Genomic DNA, 16,481 nt, shown 5'->3' on the forward strand with positions numbered 1-16,481 from the left:
GCTGCACCGCCGGTGCCGTCCACTCCGCCGCCCGTCACGGCCGGTCCCCCGCACCGGCCCCGGGGGCGGCGGAGTGGAAGGTCTTGGCGCGCTGCACCTGGCCGTAGACCGTCGCGCGCAGCTCGGCGAAGCGGGGCAGCGCGCGGGTGGTCAGCTGCTCGCGTTCGGCGGGCAGGTCGACGGCGATGTCCTCCATGACCACGGTCGGCGAGGCGGACAGCACGAGCACCCGCTCGCCCAGATAGACCGCCTCGTCGATGTCGTGGGTCACGAAGAGCACCGTCATGCCCAGCTTCCGCCACAGCGAGCGGGTCAGGTCCTCCAGCTCCGCCCGGGTCTGCGCGTCCACGGCGGCGAACGGCTCGTCCATGAGCAGCACCTTCGGCTCGTACGCGATGGCCCGCGCGATGGCCACGCGCTGCTGCATACCGCCGGAGAGCTGCCAGGGGTACGCGGCCGGGGCGTCGGCGAGCCCGACGGACTCCAGCGCCTGCGCCACGAGCGCCGCCCGGTCCGCCTTGGCGATCTTCTTCTGCTTCAGCGGCAGTTCGACGTTCGCGCCGACCGTCATCCACGGGAACAGGCTGCGGCCGTACTCCTGGAAGACCACCGCCATGCCGGGCGGCGGGCCCTGCACCCGCGCGCCGCCGAGCCGTACCTCGCCCGACGTGGGCGCGAGGAGCCCCGCGACGCACTTCAGCAGCGTCGTCTTGCCGGCGCCGGACGGGCCGACGATGCAGGTCAGGTCGCCCGCGCCGACGGTGAACGTCAGGTCGCGCACGGCCTCGACGGTCCGCCCGGAGCCCTGGTAGACCTTCCGCACCCCGCGGACGGCCAGCGCGCCCGCGCTGTCCTCGGTGGCGGGCGCCACCTTCGTGCCGGTCATTTCTCACCTCGCTGCGACTGCCTCAGGCCGCGGTACCAGCCGAGGACTCGGGACTCGAACAGGGCGAACAGCAGCGACAGGGCGAAGCCGAGGAGACCGAGCAGCAGGATGCCGCTCCACATCTCCGGGATGGCGAACGACCGCTGGAACTGCACGACGGTGAAGCCCAGGCCGCTGGAGCTGGCGAACATCTCGCTGATCACCATGAGGATGATCGAGATCGACAGCGCCTGCCGCAGCCCGGCGACGATCTGCGGTGCCGCGCCCGGCAGCACCAGGCGGCGCAGCCGGGCGGTGCCGGTCAGGCCGTAGCAGCGCGCGGTGTCGGAGAGCACCTCGTCGATCGCGCGGACCCCTTCGACGGTGTTGAGCAGCACCGGCCACAGGGCGCCGGAGATGATCACCACGACCTTCATCGTGTCGCCGATGCCGGCGACCAGCATGAGGACGGGGATGAGCACCGGCGGCGGCACCGCGCGGAAGAACTCCAGGACCGGCTCCAGCAGCGCCCGGATCCGCGGCCGGGTGCCGAGGAGTACGCCCAGGGCGATCCCGATGACCGCCGCGCCCAGGTAGCCGGCGGCCAGCCGGCCCAGGCTGGGCAGCACGTCGTCGACGAGCCGGTGGGAGAACCAGGTCTCGGCGAAGGCGGACAGGATCTCGTCCAGCGTCGGGTAGTAGAAGTTCGTGCTGCGCGCGGCGAGCACCCACCACAGCGCGAGCAGCGCGGCGGGCAGCCCGCACAGGTACGCCAGGTGCACCGCGCCGTTCTTCAGCAGCCGCAGCCCCCGGCCCTTGGCGCTCTCCGCCGGCGCCACGCTCTTCGCGGGCTTCGCGCCGGTGACGCCGCTCATGCGCGGGCCTCCGTCCGCACCGAGGTGTGCCAGGACAGCACGCGCCGCTCCAGCGCCCGGGCCAGCAGGTTCACCGAGACCCCGAGCGCGCCGGCCACCAGCACCAGCGCGTACATCCGCGAGATCGCGTTGCTGGACTGGGCGCGGGCGATCTCGCTGCCGAGCCCGGGGCTGCCGATGATGAGCTGGGAGCTGACGGCCAGGATCAGCGCCACCGAGGCGGCCAGCCGCAGCCCGGTCATCAGGTACGGCAGCGTGGTGGGCCAGACCACGTAACGCAGCCGCGCCCAGGGCGAGAAGCCGTAGCCGACCGCGGTGTCGCGGGCGACCGGGTCGACGTCGCGGACGCCGCTGAGCACCTGGAGAAGCACGGGCCAGAAGGCCGCGTAGACCACCAGCAGCAGCGTCGAGCCGAGTCCGGTGCCCAGCACGAGCACCGCCAGGGGTATCAGCGCCACCGAGGGGATCGGCCGCAGGAACTCGATGGTGGAGGCCGTCGCCTTGCGCAGCACCTCGACGCCGCCGATCACCAGCCCCAGCACCGTGCCGGCGACGACGGCGATGGCCAGGCCGTACGCCCAGCCCTCGACGGTGTCGAGCAGGGCGGTCCAGAAGACGGACGAACCCAGCTCGTCGCCGAGCGCGCGGACCATCTCGCTGAAGGGCGGCAGGTACTTCGCGGGCACCGCGCCCGAGCGCGGCAGCAGCTCCAGCACACCGGCGAACAGGGCGATGCCGAGGACGCCGAGCGCGGCGTCGGGCACGGCCTTCAGCCGGGCCGCGGGCGAGGGGGCGGCGGGGGCGGGGACGGCCGTGGCGGGCGGGTCCGGGGGCCGGTCCGCCGCCGGCGACAGCGCGGGCGGGTGCCCGGTGTCGGCGCTCTGGTGAACTCTCACGTCTTCTCCGGCATCTCTGGGGCTGGTGGTTCGGGTGCTCCTCGGGGGCAGAGCGGGGGCCGGCGGCGGCCCCGCCGGCGTCACGGGGCCGGCGTCGGTGCGGCGCTCAGTCGGCGAGCAGGTCGTCCAGCGGGTCGAGGTTGTCGATCAGACCGGCGTCGGCGGTCAGTTGGGCCAGCCCGGCGATCTCGTCACGGTCGGACTCGGGGTTCCAGCCGGGGAGCGTCAGGTCGTCGGTGAGGCCCTCGTCGAGATCGAGGTAGGTGTTGAGTACGGCGCGCGCCTCGTCCGGGTGCTCCTCGGCGTAGCGCAGGGACTTCTGCAGCGCCTTCGTGAAGCGCTCGACGACCTCGGGGTTCTTGCCGGCGTACGACTCGGAGGCGAACCAGCCGGCGAACGGGAGCTGCTTGCCCATCCCGGCGTAGCTGACGGGCAGCGCGTGCCCGCCGTCCTTCTCCACGATGCTGATGAACGGCTCGCTGAGCATGGCGGCGTCGACGTTGCCCTTGTCGAGCGCGGCGGGCATGTCGGGGATGGGCACCTCGACGAGCTCGGCGGCGTCCCGGTCCAGGCCGGCGTCCTCCAGGCTGGCGCGTACGGCGACCTCGTTGATGCCGAGGAGGGTGTTGACGGCGATGGTCTTGCCCTCCAGGTCGGCGACGTCCTTGATGCCGCCGTCCTTGGTCATGAGCTGGCCGGAGCCGTCGTCGAGCACGTCGTCGGAGGCGCGCGCCCCCACCGAGAGCATGGTGACCGGCACCCCCTCGTTCTTGGCGATGAGGAGGCTGACGATGTTGGAGTAGCCGAACTGGTAGTCGCCGCTGACGACCGCGGGGGTGATCGCGGCGCCGCCCTGGGAGTTCTGCAGCGTCGGGTTGAGGTCCTGCTCCTTGAAGAAGCCCTTCTCGATGCCGAGCTTGACGGGCGCGATGTCGATGATGGGGATGACCCCGAGGGTGATGTCCGTGGGGCCGGAGCCGGTGTCCTCTCCCCCGCCGTCCGAGCCGCAGGCGGTCGCGGCGGTGAGGAGGAGAGCGGCTCCGGCCGCTATGGAGAGGGTTCTGTGACGACGGCGCAACGACGGCATGCCGGACTCCCTGCTGCGTGAAGGATCGATGGGGTGGCCGTCGGCCGCCGCAACGGGCGCGGCGAGGACGGCGGGCGAGGGGGGATGGCGGAGACGGGTGGGACGGGGCCGGGCGCCGGGTACGGCGGAGGGGGCCGGGGCCCGTGACGGAGGTACGGGGTCGGGGCGGGGCGCGGTGGGTGGTGCGGCGCCTCAGCCGGCGACGGCGGTGACGGTGCCGAGCGTCGCGAACTCGGCGGAGATCGTCCGCCCGGGTTCGACGAACACGGCGTCGGTGAGCCCGCCGGTGAGCACGGTCCACCCTGCTTCCAGGGCGATACCGCGCCGGGACAGGGCGTTGGCGGCGAGCGCGAGCGCACGGGCCGGGTGGCCCTGGACGGCGGCGCCGGTGGCGGTGTCGACGACCTCGCCGTCGACGATGAGCCGGCAGGTCTCGGCGGCGAGGTCGAGTCCGGCCGGGTCCACGGAGTCCGCGGAGACGACGAACCGGCACGACGAGGCGTTGTCGGCGACGACGTCGGGAAGGGCGAAGCTGAAGTCGCGGTAGCGGCTGTCGATGACCTCGAACCCGGCGCGTACCTCCGCGACGGCGGCGAGCGCGTCCGCCTCCGTGACCCCGGGCCCGGCCAGCCGCCGGCCGAGGGTGAAGACGATCTCGGGCTCGACGCGCGGGTGGATGGTCTCCGCCAGCGGCACGGGCACTCCGGCCGGCAGCACCATCGCGTCCGTGAGCCAGCCGGTCAGCGGGGCGTCGATGCCCATGCGCCGCTGCTTCGCGGCGGACGTCAGCCCCAGCTTGACGCCGATCACCCGCTCCCCCGCGGCGACCTTGCGGGCCAGCAGCTCGTCCTGCGCGCGGTAGGCCGTGTCCAGGTCGAGGCCGGGCCACTCGTCGGTGATCCGCCCGCCGTCGCGACGCTCCCGCTCGCGGCGGATCAGCTCGTCGACGGTGCGCTCGACCGTCCATACGCTCATGAGACCCCGCCCCCTTCCCGGACACGCGGCCGTGGAAACGGCCGCTTCGATCGACGCGGTGCGCGTTGGTCCCTGAGTATGGGACAAGAAAACATTGCAATCAATAGATTGATAGCAATGAGTTCTGCCCCCCGTCGCCGCCCGCGGCCGGCGCCCGGACCCGGGACCGGTCCCGGCCCGCACCGGGCGCCATGCCGCAAAGCGGACTGGCGGGACACCGGTCGCTCGTAACCGTGGTGCCCGTGAGCGCGCGTCCGGAGGAGGTGCGGGGTGAGCTGGTCGTGGGAGTCCTTTCTCACCGTGGTGACGGTCGTGCCGGTGCTGGCATGCCCCGCAGGGGGTACGTGGGGCTGAAGGCGGGCGTCTCCGTGGCGTTCGCCGGTGCCGGCACGTCGCTGCTGCTCGCCGGCCCGCGCGAGCTGCTGCCGAGCGCCGCCCTGTTCCTGTCGGGGGGTCTGCTGTTCCTCGGGGAGGTCGCCACCGTCCGCGCCAACCCGCTGGTGCCGTTGATGTGCATCGTCTGCGGAAGCGTCGGCGTCGTCGCGATGGTGTAGCGGAAGGACGAGCTGACCGGTTTCCTGGACGCCAACCGGCCGCCACTGGCCCTCGGTTGCGCCGCGTCCTGGCTGCTCATCGGCGTGCTCGCCGTACGCGGCCGGCGGTTGCAGGCCACCGTCAGATACGACCCGCACGACCTGTCCGGCTTCTGAACGATCGGTGATCGAACCATGGGCCCGCCGTCCTCGGTCCTCCAGGTGCGGCGTCTCCCTGTGGGCAGCGCCGCCGGCTGCCCCCCACGGTTGGTGCCGGAGCCCTGCTCCTGGGCCGCAGAACGTACGAGATCCTCGCCGCCACGTGGCCGCACGCCGACCTGAACGACCCCGCGGTGGCCGCGATGAACGCGATGCCCAAGTACGTGGCTTCCCACTCGGTCAGGGATCTGAGTTGGGCGAACTCCCCCGCCACGCAGCCGACACCGTCCGGCGTACTGATCAACACCTACCGGCGCCGTGCCGAAGGTTGAGGTCTCGGATCACCTCGCTGACCAAATGAAGATGGCGGCGAGGTGGAACCTTGTGGCCGGTCTGCCGCGGGAGGGTCCGGCAACAACGGCTCGATTCGCGCCACTGCGTGTCAGTCAACGACACACATCAACCAACGATCAGATGATCTGACGGAAACGGCCTAGCCCCGGGTGTCCGCGCCGTTCCGGTCGGCGCGGCTCCGGCGCCGGCCGGCCGCGGCGGCGGCGAGGGCGATCGCCGCCGCCGAGGCGACGAGCACCACGTCGGGTACGGCGGACCCGACGTCCCGGGTCCACTGCTCCAGCGCGAACTCCTCCTCCACCCCGACCGCGCCCGGCAGCGCGCTGGTGCCGTCGAACGCCAGGAACACCGCGCCCAGGGCGACGAACAGGGCGCCGGACAGCACCTGTGTCGAGTGCAGCTCCAGCTTCCCCACGCGGACCGGACGCCCGCGCAGCCAGCGCCTCCGGCCCAGGTCGAACCGGTGCCACAGGACGGCGAGTACGAACAGCGGAGCCGCCATGCCCAGGGCGTAGAACGCGAGGAGCACGCCGCCGTACACGGTGTTGCCGCCGAGCGCCGACACCGTCAGCACCGACCCCAGGATCGGCCCGGCGCAGAACCCGGCGAAGCCGTACACCGCGCCCAGCGCGTACACGCTCACCGCCGACTCCGGCCGGATCCGCCCCGCCGCCTGCTGCATCCGCCGCGAGCCGAAGCCGAAGCCGAAGATCTGCGCCACGCCCAGCGCGATGACTGTCCAGCCGCCGACGGCGATCAGCAGCTCGCGGTGGCCGTAGAAGAGTCTGCTGGCGAACGATCCGGCCACGCCGAGCGGCACCAGGGTGGTGCAGAGTCCGGCGTAGAAGATCGCGGTACGGGCCAGGAGGCGGCCGGCGCCGCTGACGGAGTAGGCGAAGAAGGAGGGCAGCAGCAGCGCGCTGCACGGGCTGAGGAGGGCGAGCAGGCCGCCGAGGAAGGCGGTGAGGTAGCCGATGTCCGCGCTCACTCCGCCTCCCCGGCCGCCTTGCGGGCCTCGTCGATCGCTTCCTCGAAGACCGCGGTGGGCTGGGCGCCCAGCACGGGTGTGGTGTTGACGAGGAAGGCGGGGGTGCTGGTCACGCCGAGGTTCCGGCCCTCGGCGGCGTCGCCGTTCACCGCCTCCTCGGCGGCCCGGCCGGCCATGTCCCGCTCGAAGCGCGCCAGGTCCTTCACCCCGGCCGTCCTCGCCATGGCGATCAGCTCGTCGCCGGCGAACTCACCGCTGTTCTTCCTGCGCTCCTCGCCGTAGGCCACGTCGTGGAACTCCCAGAACCGGCCCTGCTCCCCGGCCGCCCAGCCCGCCTGGGCGGCGGCCTGCGACTCGTCGCCGAAGACCGGGAAGTGGCGCCACTCGATCCGCAGCACGCCCGCCTCCACGTACTTCTCCACCAGCTCGGGCTTGGTGTCACGGGCGAACTTGCCGCAGAACGGGCACTGGAAGTCGGAGTACTCGATGAGGACCACCGGGGCGTCCTTCTCGCCCAGGGCCATCGGGTCGCCCGCGGTACGCCGCTGGAGGCCGAGCAGCGCCTGCTCCTGCGCGGACGGCGCGTCCTTCTCGGCGTTGCCCCCGGCGCCGGCGTCCGCCGTACGGCCGCCGCCGGAGCCGGAGTCGGAGCCCGAGCCGGCGAAGAGGGAGAGGGCGCCCAGGCCCAGGGCGGCGGCGAGGACCAGGGCGACGACGACGGTGGACGCCTTGCGGGTGCGCTCGCTGGTGTCGGTGTTCATGGGTGGCTCCCGGTCAGCGCGTCGGTTCGGAGGAGGCGGCGGTGGGCTCGGCGGCGGCGGGGGTGGCGGCCGTGCCGTCGACGGCGCAGGCCGCCTCGCCGGCCAGCCGCTGCACCGCGGCGACCGCGAGGAGCAGCACGGAGCCCACCCCGATCAGGGGCTGCAGCGGGGCCCAGTAGGACAGCGCGCCGGACGTGCCCAGAGCGAGGAGGACGAGCTTGTTGCAGACCGGACAGCCGACGGCCAGAAACGACAGCACGCCGCCGGCCGCGCCCAGCCGGGACCCGCGTTCGGGCCCGCGCGGCGCCTCCGGCCGGCGGACGTACGTGGCCAGCACCACGCCGGCGAGCAGGGCGGTGACGATCAGTACCGGGTAGCTCCACCACTCCGGCGCGATCTCGCGGCCGAAGACGGGGTTGGGGACGAGGGCGGTCGGCAGCCCGATGGCCAGGGCAGTGGCCGCCGCCGCGACGGCGGCGGTGAGCCGGCGGGCGGCGCCCCACAGGGCGAGCGCGCGCAGCGCGAGGCGCACGCGATGACGGAAGAAGCGCATGAGGTGTCCTGCGGTCGAGAGCGGGATAGGCGGAAGATCCGCGTGCGCGCGGGTCCGGCGTTCGGCGAACGAACACGGCCGGCGGCGCGCAGGCGGCGGGGCGGCAGCGACCGCTCGTCGTACGGGTTTCCTCCCGCGACGAGCCGGCCGCGGCGGGCCCCTACAGCCGCAGCACCGGGAGTCGCGCTATGTCCGGCCCCGGTGGCGTACGGCCCTGGGCCGTCGCCGCGCCGGAGTCCGCGGTCGCACCGCCCGCCCGCGCGTCCCGTACCGCGTACGGGACGACCCCCTGATCGCTGCACGCCCGGACGCTCGGCACCGACTGCTGGACGGCCTTGCCGGACTTCCGGCAACCGGGAGCGTCCCGCTCGTCGCCGGCCGAGACCTGCTCGGACGCTGCATCCCGCGGCGCACTCACGGCCGCACGGGAGTCCGCCGCGGACGCCCCGGCGGCGGACTGCGCCACCGGGGCACACGCCAGGGAGATCAGCGCCGCCAACGCCACCACGAGCGCACGGACGGCCGCGCGCGGGAGGGAGGCGGTCATGCTGATCCTCAGGGTCGGGGGAGCCCTCATTAGAACACGGGCGTTCAGGCCGGCGGCGTCCCCGGGGCGCGGACGGCTGGGCCGTCGAGGCCGGCCTACGCCGTGCCGGCCGCCTGCGCGGCGAGCGTGGCCCGTACGTCCATCAGGGCGAAGCCCAGCAGGTTCAGGCCGCGCCACGCGCCGGGGTCCTCTGCCCCGTCGTCGGTGGCGGCCAGACCGATGCCCCAGACGCGGTCGACCGGGCTCGCCTCCACCAGGACCCGGCTGCCGGTGCCGCGGAGGTACGCGCCGAGGGCGGGGTGCTGGCCGAACTTGGCCAGGTTGCCGCGCACCACCGCCGCGAAGCGGTGTTCCTGCCACACCGCCTCGTCGAAGCCCCGCACCTTCCGGCCCTCGGCCTTGGCCGCCCCGGGGTGGCTCGTCGCGAGTATCCGCGCCACCGCCGCCTCGTCGCCGAAGAGCCGCGCCTTCGCCGCCATCATCCAGTGCTCGGCGGTGGCGTACCCGACGCCGTCCACCTCGAACTCCACCGGCCACCACTGACTGAGGCAGGCCGCGTCCACCACCCCCTCGCGCCTGGGGCGGTGCCCCCAGAAGTACAGGTACTTCAGCCTGCGCCCCTCCCCCGCCGCCGCACGCAACTCCGCAACGGAACCCGGCAGCTCACCCACGGGCCCACCCCTCCCTCTCCACGGCCTGCGCTTCCCTGTCGCGCACCATGATGGGCCCGGCCCTCCTCGTGGCGGAGGGCCGGGCCCGGTGGGTGCGGGGCTACAAGCCCGTGTCGCAGCAGCCGTCGCGGCGCATGAGGCGGCCGACGTCCAGCCAGTCCACGTCGGCGCGCAGGGACACCTTCGGCCTGAAGGACCGCACCAGGTCCGCCTGGGCGAACGGCCTTCCGCCGCGCAGGACCGACTCGGTGCGTACCAGGGTGGCGAAGTCCGTGAACGGGTCGCCGTCGATCACCGTCGCGTCGGCGTACTTGCCCGGCTCCAGCGTGCCGAGGTCCTGCGCCGCGCCGAAGGTCCGGGCCGGGAGCACCGTGGCGGTGCGGAGCGCCTCGGGCGCGGAGAGGCCCGCCCGGTGCAGGGCACGCAGGGCGAGGTGGAGGTGGAGGCCCACGGGTACGAGCGGCTGGTCCGTGCCGAGGGCGATGACGCCGTCCGCGTCCAGGACACGGCGGTAGACGTCCGTCTCGGTGGCCAGGGTCCGCAACTCAGCGGCGCTGGGCGGCTGTCCGGCGCGCTGGGTGACGGCCGCGGTGTCCCACGGCGGCATCAGCACCGTCACCCGCGGATCCGCGGCCAGCGCCGGGTCGGCGCCGAGCAGCGGGAGCGCGGTGAAGGGCGTGGCGACGAGGTGGAAGTCGCCGGTCGCGGTGTAGATGTCGAGGAGATCGGCGTGCGCGCGCCCCGAGGCCGTCGTCGCGTGGCCGAACTCCAGCCGCTGGGTGGCCTGCAGATGCGTCGTCAGGTCCTGGCCGAGCTGTATCCCCGGCGAGCACAGGTGGCTGCCGCTGCGCACCCCCAGCCGCTCGTGCGCGAACGCCGCCGCCTCGGCCATGACCCAACCCGGCGCGCGGACATACGTCTTGACGAAGTCCCAGTCCAGCCCCTCCGCCCGCGCCAGCGACCGCCGCAGGCCTGCCCGGGTGCCGTGGGCGCGCCCCATGCTGTACGCGACGCGCTCCCCGTCGAGCAGTTCGCCGGTGGCCAGCAGCCGGGGGCCCGCGAGCTCGCCGGCGTCGGCGGCCTCGCGGATGCGGGCCTGTTCGTAGGCGAAGCCGCCCAGCGACACGGCGGTGGTGATGCCGTACGCGAGTTGCAGCGCGGTCTGCCGGCCGCCGTAGGTGGACTGCCAGGGGTGGATGTGGGCGTCCCAGAGTCCGGGGATGACGGTGCGCTCGGAGGCGTCGACGCGGCGCTCCGCGGGGCGGCCGGCGCGGTGTGGTTCGACGGCGGTGATGCGGCCGCGGCGGATGACGATGTCGGCGTCGTCGCGTACGGCGTCGGAGGTGCCGTCCCAGAGCCGGCCGGCGTGCACGACGGTGTCGGGGGCGACGGGGCGGCGGTAGTCGAGCGGGACACGGACCGTGCGGGCATCGCCGGACGCGACGTCGGCGATGCGGACGCGCCCCGCGGACAGATACGCCACCTGCCGGCCGTCGCCGGAGAACGACGGGTGGTCGGCGGCCTCGTCGGTCAGTTGCCGCGGCGCGCCGTCCGGGCTGCCGTCGGGGCGTACGGGCAGCAGCCACAGCGCGGACTCCACGACCACCGCCAGCCACCGGCCGTCCGGCGACCAGACGGGGCCGGAGTCGTAGCGGTCGGAGATCGAGGTGTGCGGGGCGACGGGGTGGAGGCGGGCGGCGCCGGTGGCGGCGTCGACGAGGCGGATGAGGTTGTAGCCCTCGCGGAAGCGCTGGTTGAGCCGGTTGCGGTCGCACAGCGCCAGATACCGCCCGTCCGGCGACCAGCTCGGCCGGCCCGGCAGCCCGCCCGCGCCCAGCGGCGCGGCGAGCACCTTTTCCGTACCGGAGGCGAGGTCGGTCACGACCAGGTTGCCGGTCATGTCGATGCACGCGAGCCGTGTGCCGTCCGGGGACAGCGCGGGGAAGACCCGGCCGCCTTCGGCGAGTACGGTCTCGTCGCCGGAGGCGAGGTCGCGGCGGCGGACGGCGAAGAGGCCGTCGCGGTCGTCGGCGTAGACCAGGCCGCGGCCGTCGGGGGTCCAGGCGGGGGCGAGCACGTAGCGGGTCGGGTCCGCCTGGAGGACCTTGCGCGGCTTGCGGCCGCCGGTGACGTCCGCGGTCCACAGCGCGCCGAGGGCGCAGAAGGCCAGCCGGCGGCCGTCGGGCGACAGCGCGGGCAGGTGGACGGCGCGCACCCGGCGGACGCCGCCGTCCGCGAAGTCGTACGCCTTGGTGCGGTACCGCGGCCGGTCGACGGGCAGCGTGGCGGCGAACGGGATGGTCTCCGTCCGGGCGGGGGCCGCAGGGTCGACGACGCGGAACTGGCCGCCGGCGGTGAGCAGCAGTTCGTCTCCGGAGATCCAGCGGGGCGGCACGGGCGACACGTCCGCGGCGCCGAGGTCGACGGGCGCGCCGTCGACGACGAGGGTGCACGACGCCGATGGCGCGGCGGTCGTACGGAGGTACGCGAGCCGGCCGCCGGGGCCGACCGCCGGGGTCATCACCTGCGCCTCGGTGGTCTCGGTGTGCTCGGTACGCACCTCCCCCGGGCCGTCCGCGGCCACGGAGGCGACGGTGCGGGCGGCGAGCGTGCCGCCGGAGCCGACCGCGGCGCGGACGAAGAACACGCGCGCGCCGTCCGGCGACCATGCCGGGTCGAAGTCCTCCCAGGCGCCGTCCTGGTGGGGACCCTGCTGGTCCGGCAGCCCGGTCACCGGGGTCAGTTCGCCGGTGGCGACCGTCAGGATCCAGATGCGGTACGGGCTGCCGGTCACCGGGTCGCCGCCGCGCTCCGAGCAGAACGCGATGCGGTTGCCGTCCGGCGACCAGGCGGGCGCGCGGTCGTCGAAGGGCCCGTCGGTGAGCTGCGTGAGCCCGGAGCCGTCGGGCCGCATCGTCCACAGGTGGAAGCCGCCGCCGCGGTAGGCGCACACGACCAGGCTGCTGCCGTCGGGCGCGAACTGCGGGCGGTTGGGCTCCAGTCCGGCGGTGGTCAGAGCGGTCGCCTCACCACCCGATCGAGGGATCGACCACAGGACGTTCTGTACCTCGGCGACGAGCCGGTCGCCGGCGGGGGCGAGGGTGGCGGAGCCGTTGGTGGCGGCGGTGAAGGAGAGGGTGCCGGCGGCGGCGCGCGGTGCGGCGGCGGCCGGGGTGTCGAGGACGGCGCCGGCGGTGACCGCGGTGGCGGCGGCCGTGGCCTGGAGGAAGCGGCGGCGGGAGAGGTCGAAGAGCTCGGCGTCCAAGGGTCCTCCCGGGACTCGTACGGTACAGGTGCGGTACGGGACGATACGGAGGAGTTCAGGGCAATACGGGCCGGAGGGGCGGGCGGCCCGGAACGGAACACCCGCCTGTCAGTTGTACGCCGCCGGACGCAGGTGTTGTAGACCGCCACCGGTACCCGTGGGGCGGATGGTGTCCTGGCACCCGGCCGCCGGCCGGCTTGCGACAGAGATCGAGCAGCGACTTGCGAATACCCCCTAGGGGTATTAATGTCGTGCGGGTGAGTGCGGCACACGCCCCTCGCGTTCCACCTGTCATTCCGGAGGAAGAACCATGAGCGAAGGCAACTCCTGCTGCACCACCGACGGCAGTTGCGGCGGCGGTGCCACCGCCGGGACCGCCGCCCCGCAGACCGGCACCGTCTTCACCGTCAGCGGCATGACGTGCGCGCACTGCGAGGCGTCCGTCACCAAGGAGATCTCCGCCCTCCCGGGCGTGACCTCCGTCAAGGCCGACGCCGCCAGCGGGACGGTCTCCGTCCAGGCGGGCACGGCGCTCGACGAGGCGAAGGTGCGCGGCGCGGTCGAGGAGGCGGGCTACGAGCTGGTCGGCCGGGCCTGATCCGCGCCGCGGGCCGGGCGGTGATCCCCCACCGCCCGGCCCGCGGCGGCTCTCCCCAACACCGATGCGCGAGCGCCCGCTTGACGCGGCCTCCCGCGCGCGAAACGCTAAGTTCCTTAACAGACGTCGATGCGCCGGCCCGGTGTCCCGGCCTGCGCGATGACTACGATGAGGCCGCGCCGATGCCGCGGCCCGTCGGCGGGCCGGGCCCGAAGGGAGCGAGCGTGCGACAACTGGGTGAGCTGGAGGCGGAGATCATGGAGCGCCTCTGGGCCTGGGGGCGGCCCGCGACGGCGCGTGACGTCCTCGCGGACCTGAACAAGAAGCGGCCCCTCGCCTACAGCACCGTCAAGACCGTCGCCGACATCCTCCACCGCAAGGGCGTCCTCCGGCGCGAGATGGAGGGCAGGGCCTGGGTGTACCGGCCGGCCCTGACCCGCCAGGAGTACACCGCCGCGCTGATGCAGGACGCGCTCGGCAGCAACCCCGACCCGGCCGGCGCGCTGATGAGCTTCGTGGAGCAGATGTCGTCGGAGGACGTCGACGCGCTGCGGTCCGCCCTGCGGTCGGCGAAGCGGCGGGCCGCTACGTGACCACCGTCCTCGCGCTGGCCGCGTACGCCGCCCTCGCCGGGGCGGTGGCACCGTACGCGCTGGCCAGGGCGCGGTGGGCGCACCAGGCGCCGAAGGCCGCGGTGGTCGTCTGGCAGGGGCTGATGGCGGCGTTCGTCGTCACCACCGCGTCCGCCGTCTACCAACTGGCCCTCGTCGAGCAGCACATGCACAGCGGCCTCGTCGGACTGTTCAGCCTCTGCGGCCTGTCCCGCGCCGCCACCGGCAGCCCCGCGCCGACCCCGGCGGACGCCCTGCCGTTGCTGCCGCCGCTCGTCGTCGTCCTCGTACCGACCGGCCTGCTGCTGTACTGCCTCCGCCAGACGGGGCGCGCGCAGCGCCGCTCCCTCGACATGCTGGCGCTCGTCGGCCGACCGGCCCCCGAGTACGGCGCGACGGTGGTGGACCACGCCGCCGCGGCCGTCTACTGCCTGCCCGGCCGGTCCCGCCGTATCGTGGTGACGCAGGGCGCGCTCGACGCGCTGACCGACGCGCAGTTGCGTGCCGTGCTGGCGCACGAGCGCGCGCACATCGAAGGCCGCCACCATCTGCTGCACGCCACCACCCGGGCGTTCCAGCGCGCCTTCCCCGGGCTGCCGCTGGCCCGGCTGGCCCGCGAACAGACGGCTCTGCCGCCTCCCTCACCGCGCCGATGCTGCCGCTGCTGCTGTCCTGCGGCCCGGCGCTGGGCTGAGCGCGGACGGCGCACCGCCGCCGCCCGTGCGCGGCCCGTCGACGTCGCCGGTCCCGTCCATCGCCACCCCCGGCCGGCCGGGCCGTCACAGGCGTCAGCTAAGGTATTTAGCGGAGAGAAGCCGACGACAGAGGTCGAGCCATGCCCCGAGATCACGAACGGACGTAGGCAGCGAGAGCCGCACGGCCCCGCCCGGCGCCTGCCATCCAACGGGGCTCCGGGCCGGCCCGGTCGCGACGGCCGCACGGCGGCCCGGATCGTCAAGAGACTTCAGCCATGAAGAGGAGAGTTCGTGCTCCGTTTCCCGGGTCGCGAGACGCCCGACCGCCCGCCCACCGGCCGTTACCGGCCCCCTGTGGTGGCGGGCGTCGCGGCCGCGGCCGCCGCGGTGATCTTCGGCTTCCTCTACGTCCTCGGGCTGCTGGTGGCCGGTGACGACATACCCTCGGGGACCCGCGTCCTCGACCTCGACATCGGGGGCATGAGCCGGGCGGAGGCCCGGGCGAAGCTGGAGCGGAACAGGGCGGAGCTGATACCGGACTCCCTGCCCGTACGCATGGGCGACCAGGCCGGCGAACTCGACTCCCGGGCGGCGGGCGTCACGCTCGACGCCGAGGAGACCGCGGCCGACGCGGCGCAGTCGGGTTCCGGCCCGCTGACCGTCATAGGCCGGCTCTTCTCCGGGGGCGGCGGTGACGTCGAGCCGGTGATCCGCGTGGACGAGAAGAAGGGCCGCGCGGCGCTCGCGTCCCTCGCCGAGTCGTACGACCGCAAGGTGCGCGACGGCTCGATCACCTTCGACGGCGGCGAGGCCGTGGCCGTACAGCCGCGCAGCGGCAGGGCGCTGGATGTGGACGGGGCGGTGGAGGAGTTGACGAATGCCGCGCCGGGCCGGCAGGAGGACCCGCTGGCGCTCCCGGTGCGCGAGGTCGAGCCCGGAGTCGGCGCGGAGGAAGTCGATCGCGCCATGACACGGTTCGCCGCTCCGGCGATGTCCGGACCGGTCACCCTCACCGTCGAAGGCGGCGGGGAGATCGCGATCGGCCCGGCGGTGCTGGCCGACCACCTCTCGATGAAGCCGGACGACGCGAAGCGGCTGTCGCCGCGGCTGGACGGCCGCGGTCTCCTCGGCGCATCCGAGGTGGCGGCCGAGGTCCGGCAGGTCTCCGGCCAGGCGGAGAACGCCCGGCTGCGCTGGGACGGCGAGCAGGTCGTGGTGGCCTCCGAGGGCAGCGCGGGACGGGAGATCACGTCCGGGGCGCTGGCCCGTGCCGTGCTCAAGCTCCTGCCCGAGGAGGGCGCCGACGCCCGTACGGGGCCGGTGGCCGCCCGGGTCTCCCAGCCGCAGCTCACCGGCGACAACGTCGGCCGGCTGGGCATCAAGGAGCAGATATCGAGCTTCACCGTCGAGTTCCCGCCGGCCCCGTACCGCACGCAGAACGTCGGCCAGGCCGCGAAGCTGATCGACGGCTCGGTCGTGCTTCCGGACGGGACATGGAGCTTCAACGACACCGTGGGCGAGCGGACGGAGGCCAACGGGTTCGTGGAGGGCATCATGATCCTGGACGGCAAGTACACACGGGCCACCGGCGGCGGGGTCTCGGCGGTCGCGACCACCGTCTTCAACGCCGCCTTCTTCGCGGGCGTCGACTTCGAGGAGTACGGGGCCCACTCCTTCTACATCGAGCGCTACCCCGAGGGGCGGGAGGCGACCGTGGCCTGGGGCAGCCTCGACCTCAAGTTCCGGAACGATTCGGGCAACGCGATCTACGTGCAGGCCGGCGCGACGGAGAACTCGGTGACGATCTCCTTCCTCGGCACGAAGAAGTACGACGCGATCGAGTCCGTCAAGGGCCCGCGGACCGACGTGGTGGAGCCGGGCACCCGCACCGGCGACGAGGACGCCTGCGAGCCGCAGACCCCGCTGGAGGGATTCGACGTCGCGGTGGAGCGGATCTTCAGGTCCGGCGGCCGGGAGGTCGACCGGGAGACGTTCACGACGACCTACACCCCGCGCGACGAGGTCACCTGCGAGTGAGCCGCCACCGG

General features: G+C 74.0%; 16 protein-coding genes. 5 read left to right on the top strand and 11 right to left on the bottom strand.

The annotated features are described in order from the left end of the window. Positions 1-34 precede the first annotated feature (34 nt). The 5 genes from ABGA99_RS13940 to ABGA99_RS13960 all read right to left on the bottom strand — a co-directional run bounded on the left by ABGA99_RS13940 (position 35) and on the right by ABGA99_RS13960 (position 4,698). On the bottom strand, positions 35-886 hold the full coding sequence (locus ABGA99_RS13940) for an ABC transporter ATP-binding protein (RefSeq protein ID WP_347577505.1): 852 nt from the start codon (positions 884-886) through the stop codon (positions 35-37). Continuing rightward, positions 883-1,740 (bottom strand): ABC transporter permease, encoded by an 858-nt coding sequence (locus ABGA99_RS13945; RefSeq protein ID WP_347577506.1) that lies wholly within the window; start codon positions 1,738-1,740, stop codon positions 883-885. Before ABGA99_RS13945 ends, ABGA99_RS13940 begins: the two co-directional genes overlap by 4 nt. Continuing rightward, positions 1,737-2,636: an ABC transporter permease gene (locus ABGA99_RS13950; RefSeq protein WP_347577507.1), complete on the bottom strand. Its 900-nt coding sequence runs from the start codon at positions 2,634-2,636 to the stop codon at positions 1,737-1,739. The genes ABGA99_RS13945 and ABGA99_RS13950 overlap by 4 nt, the downstream gene beginning before the upstream one ends. 106 nt (positions 2,637-2,742) lie before the next feature. Beyond that, complete coding sequence (locus ABGA99_RS13955) at positions 2,743-3,723, bottom strand: ABC transporter substrate-binding protein (RefSeq protein ID WP_347577508.1); 981 nt, start codon at positions 3,721-3,723, stop codon at positions 2,743-2,745. Between the two features lie 192 nt (positions 3,724-3,915). Then, entirely contained in the window at positions 3,916-4,698 is a 783-nt protein-coding gene (locus ABGA99_RS13960) for a fumarylacetoacetate hydrolase family protein (protein ID WP_347577509.1), read from the bottom strand. Between the two features lie 326 nt (positions 4,699-5,024). On the opposite strand from ABGA99_RS13960, the gene ABGA99_RS13965 reads away from it, so the two are divergent. Further along, the gene (locus ABGA99_RS13965; RefSeq protein ID WP_347577510.1) at positions 5,025-5,252 is read left to right on the top strand and encodes a hypothetical protein; all 228 of its coding nucleotides are present in this window, start codon (positions 5,025-5,027) and stop codon (positions 5,250-5,252) included. 631 nt (positions 5,253-5,883) lie between these two features. Here ABGA99_RS13965 and ABGA99_RS13970 read toward each other — a convergent pair. From ABGA99_RS13970 to ABGA99_RS13995, 6 genes are all read right to left on the bottom strand, one after another. Continuing rightward, positions 5,884-6,732 (bottom strand): cytochrome c biogenesis CcdA family protein, encoded by an 849-nt coding sequence (locus ABGA99_RS13970; RefSeq protein WP_347577511.1) that lies wholly within the window; start codon positions 6,730-6,732, stop codon positions 5,884-5,886. Then, on the bottom strand, positions 6,729-7,493 hold the full coding sequence (locus ABGA99_RS13975) for a DsbA family protein (protein ID WP_347577512.1): 765 nt from the start codon (positions 7,491-7,493) through the stop codon (positions 6,729-6,731). The genes ABGA99_RS13970 and ABGA99_RS13975 overlap by 4 nt, the downstream gene beginning before the upstream one ends. Positions 7,494-7,506: 13 nt before the next feature. Beyond that, positions 7,507-8,046 carry a hypothetical protein gene (locus ABGA99_RS13980; RefSeq protein ID WP_347577513.1) on the bottom strand — a complete coding sequence of 180 codons (540 nt, stop codon included), beginning with the start codon at positions 8,044-8,046 and terminating at the stop codon, positions 7,507-7,509. A 160-nt stretch (positions 8,047-8,206) separates the two neighbouring features. Further along, a complete protein-coding gene (locus ABGA99_RS13985) occupies positions 8,207-8,593 on the bottom strand; it encodes a hypothetical protein (protein WP_347577514.1) in 387 nt (128 codons plus the stop codon). 95 nt (positions 8,594-8,688) lie between these two features. Then, a complete protein-coding gene (locus tag ABGA99_RS13990) occupies positions 8,689-9,264 on the bottom strand; it encodes an NADAR family protein (RefSeq protein WP_347577515.1) in 576 nt (191 codons plus the stop codon). Between the two features lie 100 nt (positions 9,265-9,364). Beyond that, the gene (locus tag ABGA99_RS13995; protein ID WP_347582737.1) at positions 9,365-12,529 is read right to left on the bottom strand and encodes an amidohydrolase family protein; all 3,165 of its coding nucleotides are present in this window, start codon (positions 12,527-12,529) and stop codon (positions 9,365-9,367) included. Between the two features lie 310 nt (positions 12,530-12,839). Here ABGA99_RS13995 and ABGA99_RS14000 point away from each other — a divergent pair, with 310 nt between their 5' ends. The 4 genes from ABGA99_RS14000 (at position 12,840) to ABGA99_RS14015 (ending at position 16,470) form a co-directional block, all read left to right on the top strand. After that, positions 12,840-13,127, top strand: a complete 288-nt coding sequence (locus ABGA99_RS14000) for a heavy-metal-associated domain-containing protein (protein WP_347577517.1) — start codon at positions 12,840-12,842, stop codon at positions 13,125-13,127. Between the two features lie 224 nt (positions 13,128-13,351). Further along, on the top strand, positions 13,352-13,720 hold the full coding sequence (locus ABGA99_RS14005; protein ID WP_347577518.1) for a BlaI/MecI/CopY family transcriptional regulator: 369 nt from the start codon (positions 13,352-13,354) through the stop codon (positions 13,718-13,720). Continuing rightward, positions 13,717-14,712 carry a M56 family metallopeptidase gene (locus ABGA99_RS14010; protein ID WP_347582738.1) on the top strand — a complete coding sequence of 332 codons (996 nt, stop codon included), beginning with the start codon at positions 13,717-13,719 and terminating at the stop codon, positions 14,710-14,712. Before ABGA99_RS14005 ends, ABGA99_RS14010 begins: the two co-directional genes overlap by 4 nt. 12 nt (positions 14,713-14,724) lie before the next feature. Then, positions 14,725-16,470, top strand: coding sequence for a VanW family protein (locus ABGA99_RS14015; RefSeq protein ID WP_347582739.1), 1,746 nt, complete (start codon positions 14,725-14,727; stop codon positions 16,468-16,470). Positions 16,471-16,481 lie beyond the last annotated feature (11 nt).

The sequence above is a fragment of the Streptomyces sp. B5E4 genome (assembly GCF_039871555.1).
Classification (GTDB): domain Bacteria; phylum Actinomycetota; class Actinomycetes; order Streptomycetales; family Streptomycetaceae; genus Streptomyces.